Genomic DNA, 9,411 nt, shown 5'->3' with positions numbered 1-9,411 from the left:
GTCCTTCGGGACTATGGACATAAACGCGCTCGTAATACGCGGATCGGACCCGGGGGCGGTACCCGGCGTCTCCACCAAACTCTGCTCATTTGGCAGCAATGGGGACGAAATAGGATCGACGAACGTTTAAAGGGGTTTGCTTTGGCTCGGTGAGTTACCACCGTTATCGGTACAAAAAAGCTAGTTGCAAATGACAACAAAGCACCGATGGCACTGGCTGCGTAAGCAGTCCGTAATATCGAAACCTTAAGTCCTATGGTTTTGCGACCATAGGCGGGGTCCGCAGGTACCTGGCAACAGAAACCTGCACCTTCTCCCTTTGTGTTGCTCATGTTGTGCCCGATATGACCGGATGAACCGCGTTCTTGTCGCGCTTGCTTTGTTGTGACTTGCATAAGACCTCTGCCCTGCGCACGATGGTCTGATGACACTGTCGCGCGCTGCATTTGCATTTTGCTTCTCGATCATGCCTGTTGCCGTGCAGGCTTGTGAGACAGCGCTGATCCTGACCATCGATGTGTCCAATTCCATCGATTCCGCCGAATATCGCGTGCAGACAGACGGGCTTGCCGACGCGCTGCAAGACCCCGAGATCATCCGGATCCTGGTTGCAGGGGCAAGCACGCTTGCTGTTGTGCAATGGTCCGGCGTCGACAAACAGACCGTCTCGATCCCTTGGACGCCAATCCGCACAGCTTTGGATGTGGAACGGCTGTCGCAGCAGGCACGCCTGATGGAGCGGGCCTTTGTCCTGTCTGACACCGCCCCCGCCGAAGCGATCTATTTCTCGCTGGGTCTGTTTGATCAGGTTCCCCAGTGCGCGCGCCGTGTGATTGATATCTCTGGTGACGGCACACCCAACAGCGGGGCCGATGTGCGCGCCGCCCGCAATGCTGCCGAAACTGCGGGCGTGACCATCAATGGCATCGCGATTGAATCGATGGGCTCTGCGATCACCAGCTTTTTCCGAAACGCCGTGATTACCCGCAACGGCTTTGTCATGACAGCACGCACGCACCGCGAATATCCCGACACGATCCGCGCCAAGATCCTGCGAGAGATCAGCCGGGTTTTTGGTTAGGCTTGTGATCTTGTCACAAATGCGTTGCATCCATACCCGATGCCCAAGCACAAAAGGAAACGCGGGAGGACAGCCGCCCGTGTGAGTTTGGCGTGCAAAGGAACACTTCACATGACATCGGATCTGATCAGGGTTTTCGGGCGGATCGGTCTGCTGTCCTTCGGCGGCCCGGCGGCCCAGATCGCGCTGATGCACAAGGAACTGGTCGAAAAGCGCGCTTGGCTGAGCGAGGCAGAGTTTCTGCGGGCGCTCTCGTTTTGCATGCTCCTGCCCGGCCCTGAAGCGATGCAGTTGGCCACCTATGCAGGCTGGAAACGCCAAGGCATCTTGGGCGGGCTGATCGGTGGCGGGCTTTTTGTGTTGCCGGGGGCGATTGTGATTATGGGGCTGGCGCTGCTTTATGGTGCCTATGGCAACCTGCCTGTGGTGCAAGCGCTCTTTCTGGGGGTCAAGGCGACCGTGGTCATCATCGTGATCGAGGCCTTGATCAAGATCGCAAGGCGCGCTTTGACCGGTCCCCGCCATCTTGTCATCGCTTGCGCGGCTTTTGTCGCCTTGTTCTTCTTTGCGGTGCCTTTTCCGGTGGTCATCCTTGCGGCGGGCATCGCCGGGGCGTTGGACCCGGCACCGCAGACCGATCACCCGGATATCCCTGCGGGCAGTTTGCGCCAAAGCCTTGTGATTGCGGTGATTGGCGGCCTGATCTGGGCTGCGCCGATTGCCGCCATCGCCGTGGCTGACAACGCGTTCTTGATGGATATCGGACTGTTCTTTTCAACGCTCGCGGTCGTCACTTTCGGTGGTGCCTACGCCGTGCTTGCCTATATGACGCAAGAGGTCGTGGTGTCTTATGCTTGGCTGAGCACCGCGCAAATGATGGATGCTTTGGGATTGGCAGAGACGACGCCCGGGCCGCTGATCCTTGTCACACAGTTCGTTGCCATGATCGCGGGCATGGCCGAAGGTGGGGCGGCTATGGCGCTTTTGGCTGGCGGATTGGCCCTTTGGGTGACTTTTGTGCCGTGCTTCATCTGGATTTTTGCGGGTGCACCCCTGATCGACTGGCTCGATGGCCGCCCGCGCCTGCGCGCGGCCCTTGCAGCCATTACTGCTGCCGTTGTCGGTGTGATTGCCAACCTGTCCCTGTGGTTCGCGCTGCATGTCTTCTTTGGAAGCGTCGATAGCGTGCAGACCGGTCTGCTCAGAACAATCCGGCCTGACCTGAGCACGCTCCAGCCGCTTGCCCTTTCTCTCGCCGCGATTGCAGCCTTTCTTTTGCTCTGGCGGCACTGGTCGCTGGCGCTGGTTCTGCCCATTTGCGCAGCCCTGAGCCTGCTTGCGACAGGTATCACCGCCATGATCTGACCTGCCCCCTTTTCACTTGGCCCGAATCCCGTATGCTGAAGATGTGTACCGAGGAGTGACCGGCCGTGAAAAGCACGATTGACTACGGAAATCTGATGCATCGCGCGATGCGTGGTCTGATTCAGGAGGTCTTGACCGCCGTCCAGAAAGACGGACTTCCCGGGCAGCACCATTTCTTTGTCACCTTTGATACGATGCATCCTGATGTGGAAATCGCAGACTGGCTGTCTGATCGCTATCCCGGCGAAATGACGGTCGTGATCCAGCACTGGTTTGCCAATCTGGACGTCACCAACGAAGGGTTCACGATCACCCTGAACTTTGGTGACAATCCAGAGACACTTTATATTCCCTACGATGCGATCAAGACTTTCATCGACCCCACGGTCGAATTTGGTTTGCGGTTCGAAACGCAGGACGAAGACGGCGTGACACCGGCGGCCGAAATCGCCGAAGCACCGATGGACGAAATGGTCGAGCCCGAAGACGAAAACAGCGGCGGCCCCCGACAGGCCGAAGTCGTCAGCCTTGACAAGTTTCGCAAGTAGCCCCGCACCCTGATTTCCTGAGGGCGATGGGCAAAGCAATATTGCGATCATGCTTTGCGCTGCCTATAGGTCGTGTCAGAACTGCGCCAAGGGGAACACCATGACCGACACACGTACTGAAACCGACAGCTTTGGCCCATTGGAGGTCCCTGCTGACCGCTATTGGGGCGCACAGACGCAACGCTCGATCATGAATTTCCCGATTGGCTGGGAAAAGCAGCCTGTGGCCATTGTCCGCGGCCTTGGCGTGATCAAGCAAGCCTGCGCCATTGCCAACAAGGACCGTGGCAAACTGGACCCGAAGCTGGCGGATGCGATCATTGCTGCGGCGGCCGAAGTGGTCGCGGGCAAGCTGGATGATCATTTCCCTCTGGTTGTCTGGCAGACAGGCTCTGGCACGCAGTCGAACATGAACGCCAACGAGGTCATCTCGAACCGTGCGATCGAAATGCTGGGTGGCACAATCGGGTCCAAAGACCCCGTACACCCCAATGACCATTGCAACATGGGCCAGTCATCGAATGACACCTTCCCCACCGCGATGCATATCGCCGTGGCAACGACCGCTCATGATGTGCTGCTGCCCGGTCTGGCCAAGCTGCACGCAGCGCTTGAACAAAAGACGCGCGAATTCGATGACATCATCAAGATCGGGCGCACCCATACAATGGACGCCACCCCCCTGACCTTGGGACAGGAATTTTCGGGCTATACCCATCAGGTTGCCATGGGCATCCGCCGCGTCAAAGCGGCCCTGCCCGCGATCTATGAACTGGCCCAAGGCGGCACGGCCGTCGGCACGGGCCTGAACTCTCCGGTTGGCTGGGGTGAAACTGTCGCGGCGCATATGGCCGAAATCACCGGTCTGCCTTTTGTGACCGCGCCCAACAAATTCGAAGCGCTCGCCGCACATGATGCGCTGGTCGAGATGTCGGGTGCTTTGAAAACTGTGGCTGTGAGCCTTTACAAGATCGCCGCCGATATCCGGATGCTGGGCTCTGGCCCGCGCTGCGGCCTGGGCGAGCTGATGCTGCCCGAAAACGAGCCCGGATCGTCGATCATGCCCGGCAAGGTGAACCCGACACAGGTCGAAGCGCTGACACAGGTCTGCGCCCATGTCCTGGGCAATGATGCCGCAGTTGGCTTTGCCGGATCGCAGGGGCACTTTGAACTGAACGTGATGAAGCCGATGATGGCCTATAACGTGCTGCAATCCATGCAGCTTTTGGGCGATGCTTCGGTCACTTTCACCGACAATTGCGTCGTTGGCATTCAGGCGGACCGCACGCGGATCGAAAAACTGATGCGGGAATCGCTGATGCTGGTCACCGCCCTTGCCCCGACCATCGGGTATGACAATGCCACGACAGTGGCCAAGACAGCCCATAAGAATGGCACCACCCTCAAGGAAGAGGCGATCAAACTGGGTTTTGTGGACGCAGCCACCTTTGACAAGGTCGTGCGTCCCGAGGATATGATTGGCCCCAAATGAAGCCCATCAACCTGAATCACGCGCGCAAGGCCCGGACACGGGCCGAGACCAAGGCCAAAGCGGACGAAAACGCGGTTCGTTTTGGCCGGACCAAGGCACAAAAGGTGCTTGAGGCGGCGCAGGCCAAACAGGCCAGCGACCGTCTGTCACAACTGAAGTTCGACGACGAGTGATGGCACATCGCCGCCCGGTCAAACGGTCCCTGACATTGCGCGGACACCGCACCAGCGTATCATTGGAAGATATATTCTGGGATGCTTTCCGCCGCTATGCCGATGAAGATGGCCGCACAATCAACGGGTTGGCAGCAGAGCTGGACATGGCGCGCGGTGATTTGGGCCTTGCGTCGGCGATCCGGATTTATGTGTTGGAACGGGCGCTCGCGCGGGATCAGTCGTCAGAATAAAGCGCACCGCGCAGGGTCGACAGTTGCGCACGGTCTTTCTGCTCTGTCGCGTTCAGCTTTGCAGGCTTCACAGCCTTTAACGCACGGGCTTCTTTATCAAATAGCTTGGCGAGTTGTTGCGGCCCCAACTGCTTTTGTGCAGCCGGCTTGATGACATCTTTTTCTTTCTTACGTCCCAAAAGCCCTGAAAGGCCTTTCTTTGGTCGACCTGGCAGCGAAATAGTCATGCGATTTCCGAAACCTAAGGATGAATGTGAAATGATCTGCCATAGTTTTGGCATAAACGCGGCACGCTCGCAATGCGTTTGAAATTCACATTTTTGCGAATTTTTCCGTTATACCCCTGATTATAAAACATATTTTAAAGAAACCAGCGAAAGTTCCTGTACAAAGGGGCAACCTTCCAGTTTCCAGAACACCCCCATTCCCGACCATATTGCCTAATCTGTAGTCAAAATGGAAACCAATTATGGCGTTCTTGCCTTGATTCGGAGCCAAATTCCGTCCTTTGCCCGCACCGTCAAATGCGCCAAAGGCACCGGATCACGTTCCGCGACGCAGGAAAGCTCAAAGTTTTTGACGACAAGTGCAAGCAGAACAACCCCTTCGATCAGGGCAAAGCCGGCGCCGGAACACATGCGCGGCCCTGCCGAAAACGGCATATAGGCATCGCGGGCGCAGGTCTTGCCATTCTGTGTGTCCCAGCGGGCCGGATCGAATGCATCGGGGTTGTCCCATAGGCGTGTGTGTCGATGCAGGTGCCACGGCGAAAGCACAACCTGCGCGCCGGTCTTGACCGGACGCCCCCTGAAGACTTCAGGCTGCACCGTCTCGCGCACCATCATCGGGACGGGCGGATAAAGCCGGAGCGTCTCGCGAAACACATCGCGTGTGTGTTTGAGCTGTGACAGGTCGCTGAATGCGCCCGTGAACTGGCTGGCCTCTTCTGCCAGCTTGTTTTGCCATTCAGGATGCAGCGCCAACAGGTACAGCGCCCACGCCAGCGCCGATGCGCTCGTTTCATGCCCTGCGAGAAAAAAGATGGCGACCTGATCCACCATCTCTTCCAGGGTGAAGGTCTGGCCCGTTTCGGGGTCTTTCGTCGTCAGTATTTTCGTGGCCAGATCATCGGGGGCCTGTCCCGCTGCAATCAGCGCAAGCCTGTCTTGTGTCAGTTGCGCAATCAGCTTGCGGATCGTTCTGGCCGTCTTGCGGGTCTCTGACCGGAAAAACCGCGGCATCCATGCAGGTCCGCGCACGAAAGCGGCCAGATTAAGGATGGGCTGTGTACGCTGATAGGCGCGAAACGCATGAAAGACCTCTTGGGCGATCTTATCCTCGATGGGGATCGAAAACAGCGTCCGAAAAATCACGTCAGCCGCAATGTGACTGGTGATCGCTTCGATCTCCTGCGGGGTGCCATCCGCCCTTTGCCCCATGCGCACCACACCTGCTTGGGCAGCGCCCAGTATCCCCGGAAACGTATCGCGCAACCGCCCGCCTTCAAACGCCGGGTCAATGATCCGACGTTGCCGTTTCCATTCTGCCCCATTGGTCAGAAAGACACTGTTACCCAACAAAGGCCGCAACCCCGCGCCGATCCTGTCTGACTTGGGAAAATCATCAGGTCGCACATTCAGGACCTGCTTGACCAAGGCAGGGTCATTGACAAGATAGCTGCGAAAAAACGGCGTCCGGAATTCCGCCATCCACGCGCGATAGAGTTTCGCAGGCTGGGCCGACAGGATATCCGCGCGAAACAGCCGCATATAGCGCCAGAGCGAGACATTCTCGGGCCGCGCTGCGGGTTTTGGTGGCAGTCTCACATTCACGGCAGAAGATCGGTATATTTGGATGCGGCAACATCAATCCGCGATCCCGAAGGTTTACGACCAGCATACCGATCAGCAAGCAGAACCGGCCCCGCCGTGATCTGGAAATAGTCATAGTCTTTGGGCGCATCAAAGGCGCAAAGATACTGAAAATGCACACGGAAGAACCGCCAGCGCAGCGCCTTCCAGCGCGCCGGTGAAAGGCTTTGGGTAAAGGCCGCTGAAATGACCAAAGGCCAGCGTTTACGCGGAGGCGTTACACCTGTGACCGCGACCGGATCACACAAGGCAAAACAGCACCCGTCCCCCGGTGCCGAAACATCAATCCACGTCAGGTCGTCCTGTGTCGCCAGAAACGCCAGATCGCGCCGCAAACGCCGCGCGCGCGGCAGGAACGACGCCATTGGCACAACCTGCCCCAGCGACAGAAACGCGAGCTTGGGGCCATCGGCACGGACCTGCCCTGCCCGGATCAAATCAGCGATCACTGACACGGCCAGATGCGCGCCCGAAGAATGTCCGACGATCAGGACCTCGTCAGCATCCTCTTGCAGCGCACGCGCGATGATATGACCGAAAACAGCCATACGATCTTCGAGTTGAGGCGGGTTTTCTCCGCGCAACCGCGCCGTAAAGGCATAGTCATGCATCAGATAATAGGCGTAAAGCTTGTGATCGATGGATTTGAACCAGCGCAACCCCACGACCAAGATGGCGATGAGCAACGCCCAATAGATGGCCCATGCGATCCAACCGACACCCGTGAAAATCATCCCCTCGGTGAACCCGATAAAGGCCAGGGCACCCATCATCAGGCGTTCTGCCACCCCGCCCACAAAGGCACCAAGGGCCAAGGCTGCAAAAAGCTGGGCCAGAAGCATCAAGACCGGATAAAGGGCGGCGATTACTGGTCCTTTGCGCAGCCACATCAGACGCCGCAGCGTCCCCGTGCTGATGAAAACCCAAGCCGTATGGACCAGTTGCCAATAGGTCGCCGGAATGGATTGGGACATGCTTGCGCGGACAATGTCCGACCAGATCAGCACGTCAATCTGGGACTGCACCGCCTGCCCGTCGATCCGTGCCGCGATAGACCACCGAAAGCTGTCTTGCGATGTCTCGGCTTTCACTGCGATCTCATAGCCGCTGATGCGGGCCTGCTCGGCCGCCTCCTTGCGGTAAAGCTCGCGGTAACGGCGCGGATGGATCGGGTCGTAACCGGGGATGTGAAACACCCGCCGCTGGCGCACCTGCCTGCTTTGCTCGCTCATCCATGCCTCATGCCATTACCTGCGGTCAGGTTAGACCATCTGAGTTCAAAGGAAAGCGCCTAGCCCACCAAGGCAAGCGCAGGAAACCGCTCAAGCAGCCAATAGCTGAAAGCTGCAAATTGTCCCGTCATCATCATCAGACCTACAGTCCAGAGCAGCAGGCCAGAGGTCTTTTCGATCCGGTCCATATGCCGCTTCATCCATCCCATGACACCCTTGAGGCGGGGAAAGAACGCGGCAACCAGCAAGAACGGGATACCCAGACCCAAGGCATAGACCGCCAAAAGGACGGTGCCCCGCGATACATCCGCCTCGGAGGCGGCAAGGCTGAGGATCGCGCCAAGGATCGGCCCAAGGCAGGGTGTCCAGCCAAAGGCAAAGGCCAGACCCAGAAGGTATGCGCCAAAGGCTGATCCTCCTTTGTCACCTGCATCGACCCGCAATTCGCGGTCAAGAAACCCCAGTCTGAAAACACCAACAAAATGCGCTCCAAGGATCATGATCATGGCGCCAGCCACAAAAATCAGCCAATCCTGCAATTGCAGCATCATCCGGCCCATGGTCGAAAAGGCCATGCCAAGCAGCAAAAAGACCGTGGATAGCCCCAGCACGAAAAAGACCGCAGACATGAACACGCGCTTGCGCGCATGGGACGTCTGTTCCATCTCGCTTACCGAAACGCCGCCCATATAGGCCAGGTAGGGTGGGACAACCGGCAAGACACAGGGGCTTAGAAACGACAGGATACCCGCAAGCAAAGCCACGGCCATCGCCGGCAACAATGCCGCATCAAAAATAAGAGCAGTTTCGAGCATTTACCTATCCTTCGCACCCTGTCTAAGCGAGCCCGCCGCAGAGGTCACGCGGCAAGTTCTCACAAGTTGGTGGACAAGTTGAAACATCGCGCCTACTTCGAACATATGACCCATGATGCCGAGCTTGATGCAAAAGGACTGCTGTGTCCCCTGCCCGTTCTGAAGGCGCGCAAGCGTTTGCAGGCGCTTCGCACTGGTCAGGTCTTGCGGGTCGCCGCAGATGACCCCGCGGCTGTGATCGACGTGCCGCATTTCTGTACCGAGGCAGGGCATGAGCTGATCGGCACCGAGGACACGCCTGACGGGCAGATCTATTTCATCCGCAAGGGTTGATTGATCCGGTACAGACCGCTGGTAATTGGTCACCTGAGCGGCCAATGAAAACTGTCGCGCCACAGTGTGCCACGCCAAACGCAAGACGCCGCCCCATAGGGCGGCGTCACGCTGTCATGTGATCTTTGCTAATGGGTCTCGCATCACACCTTTAGCGGTTGAGCGACCACCATCCCTTGCGCCTTGGCTGGGTCGCTTCCGGTTCTGCTGCGGCTTCGGGCGCCGGTGTCGGCTCTGGGGCCGCCGGTGCGTCGGCCACAGGCTCGGC

Annotated in this window: 11 protein-coding genes and 1 other RNA gene; 8 read left to right on the top strand and 4 right to left on the bottom strand. The window is 58.1% G+C overall.

The genetic code is table 11. The annotated features are described in order from the left end of the window. From ssrA to NWQ23_RS10765, 7 genes are all read left to right on the top strand, one after another. Positions 1-311, top strand: a transfer-messenger RNA (tmRNA) gene (gene ssrA, locus NWQ23_RS10795); the annotation flags it as partial. Between the two features lie 113 nt (positions 312-424). Further along, positions 425-1,081 (top strand): DUF1194 domain-containing protein, encoded by a 657-nt coding sequence (locus NWQ23_RS10790; RefSeq protein ID WP_306166357.1) that lies wholly within the window; start codon positions 425-427, stop codon positions 1,079-1,081. A 111-nt stretch (positions 1,082-1,192) separates the two neighbouring features. After that, the gene (gene chrA, locus NWQ23_RS10785) at positions 1,193-2,446 is read left to right on the top strand and encodes a chromate efflux transporter (protein WP_306166356.1); all 1,254 of its coding nucleotides are present in this window, start codon (positions 1,193-1,195) and stop codon (positions 2,444-2,446) included. Between the two features lie 65 nt (positions 2,447-2,511). Further along, positions 2,512-2,994 (top strand): SspB family protein, encoded by a 483-nt coding sequence (locus tag NWQ23_RS10780; protein ID WP_306166355.1) that lies wholly within the window; start codon positions 2,512-2,514, stop codon positions 2,992-2,994. A gap of 100 nt (positions 2,995-3,094) precedes the next feature. Beyond that, the gene (gene fumC / locus NWQ23_RS10775) at positions 3,095-4,486 is read left to right on the top strand and encodes a class II fumarate hydratase (protein WP_306166354.1); all 1,392 of its coding nucleotides are present in this window, start codon (positions 3,095-3,097) and stop codon (positions 4,484-4,486) included. After that, positions 4,483-4,659, top strand: coding sequence for a DUF4169 family protein (locus tag NWQ23_RS10770; protein ID WP_306166353.1), 177 nt, complete (start codon positions 4,483-4,485; stop codon positions 4,657-4,659). The genes fumC and NWQ23_RS10770 overlap by 4 nt, the downstream gene beginning before the upstream one ends. Further along, on the top strand, positions 4,659-4,892 hold the full coding sequence (locus NWQ23_RS10765; protein WP_306166352.1) for a ribbon-helix-helix domain-containing protein: 234 nt from the start codon (positions 4,659-4,661) through the stop codon (positions 4,890-4,892). Before NWQ23_RS10770 ends, NWQ23_RS10765 begins: the two co-directional genes overlap by 1 nt. Here NWQ23_RS10765 and NWQ23_RS10760 read toward each other — a convergent pair. The 4 genes from NWQ23_RS10760 to NWQ23_RS10745 form a co-directional block, all read right to left on the bottom strand. Then, entirely contained in the window at positions 4,877-5,173 is a 297-nt protein-coding gene (locus NWQ23_RS10760) for a hypothetical protein (protein WP_306166351.1), read from the bottom strand. The genes NWQ23_RS10765 and NWQ23_RS10760 overlap by 16 nt on opposite strands. A gap of 186 nt (positions 5,174-5,359) precedes the next feature. Then, complete coding sequence (locus NWQ23_RS10755; protein WP_306166360.1) at positions 5,360-6,661, bottom strand: cytochrome P450; 1,302 nt, start codon at positions 6,659-6,661, stop codon at positions 5,360-5,362. 59 nt (positions 6,662-6,720) lie between these two features. Further along, positions 6,721-7,995 carry a hypothetical protein gene (locus tag NWQ23_RS10750; RefSeq protein ID WP_306166350.1) on the bottom strand — a complete coding sequence of 425 codons (1,275 nt, stop codon included), beginning with the start codon at positions 7,993-7,995 and terminating at the stop codon, positions 6,721-6,723. 59 nt (positions 7,996-8,054) lie between these two features. Continuing rightward, positions 8,055-8,810, bottom strand: a complete 756-nt coding sequence (locus NWQ23_RS10745) for a cytochrome c biogenesis CcdA family protein (protein ID WP_306166349.1) — start codon at positions 8,808-8,810, stop codon at positions 8,055-8,057. 105 nt (positions 8,811-8,915) lie between these two features. Between NWQ23_RS10745 and NWQ23_RS10740 the strand changes: the two genes are divergently transcribed. After that, a complete protein-coding gene (locus NWQ23_RS10740) occupies positions 8,916-9,143 on the top strand; it encodes a sulfurtransferase TusA family protein (protein WP_306166359.1) in 228 nt (75 codons plus the stop codon). Positions 9,144-9,411: the final 268 nt, after the last annotated feature.

It is taken from the genome of Yoonia sp., from assembly GCF_030731595.1.
In the GTDB taxonomy this organism is placed as follows: domain Bacteria; phylum Pseudomonadota; class Alphaproteobacteria; order Rhodobacterales; family Rhodobacteraceae; genus Yoonia.
This window is presented reverse-complemented; position numbering and strand designations above follow the sequence as displayed.

Bases quoted from the DNA above. Each gene is read 5' to 3' on its own strand.
- NWQ23_RS10790 (WP_306166357.1), top strand. From the start codon at position 425: ATGACACTGTCGCGCGCTGCATTTGCATTTTGCTTCTCGATCATGCCT.
- chrA (WP_306166356.1), top strand. From the start codon at position 1,193: ATGACATCGGATCTGATCAGGGTTTTCGGGCGGATCGGTCTGCTGTCC.
- fumC (WP_306166354.1), top strand. From the start codon at position 3,095: ATGACCGACACACGTACTGAAACCGACAGCTTTGGCCCATTGGAGGTC.
- NWQ23_RS10770 (WP_306166353.1), top strand. From the start codon at position 4,483: ATGAAGCCCATCAACCTGAATCACGCGCGCAAGGCCCGGACACGGGCC.
- NWQ23_RS10765 (WP_306166352.1), top strand. From the start codon at position 4,659: ATGGCACATCGCCGCCCGGTCAAACGGTCCCTGACATTGCGCGGACAC.
- NWQ23_RS10760 (WP_306166351.1), bottom strand. From the start codon at position 5,173: ATGCCAAAACTATGGCAGATCATTTCACATTCATCCTTAGGTTTCGGA.
- NWQ23_RS10755 (WP_306166360.1), bottom strand. From the start codon at position 6,661: ATGCGGCTGTTTCGCGCGGATATCCTGTCGGCCCAGCCTGCGAAACTC.
- NWQ23_RS10750 (WP_306166350.1), bottom strand. From the start codon at position 7,995: ATGAGCGAGCAAAGCAGGCAGGTGCGCCAGCGGCGGGTGTTTCACATC.
- NWQ23_RS10745 (WP_306166349.1), bottom strand. From the start codon at position 8,810: ATGCTCGAAACTGCTCTTATTTTTGATGCGGCATTGTTGCCGGCGATG.
- NWQ23_RS10740 (WP_306166359.1), top strand. From the start codon at position 8,916: ATGACCCATGATGCCGAGCTTGATGCAAAAGGACTGCTGTGTCCCCTG.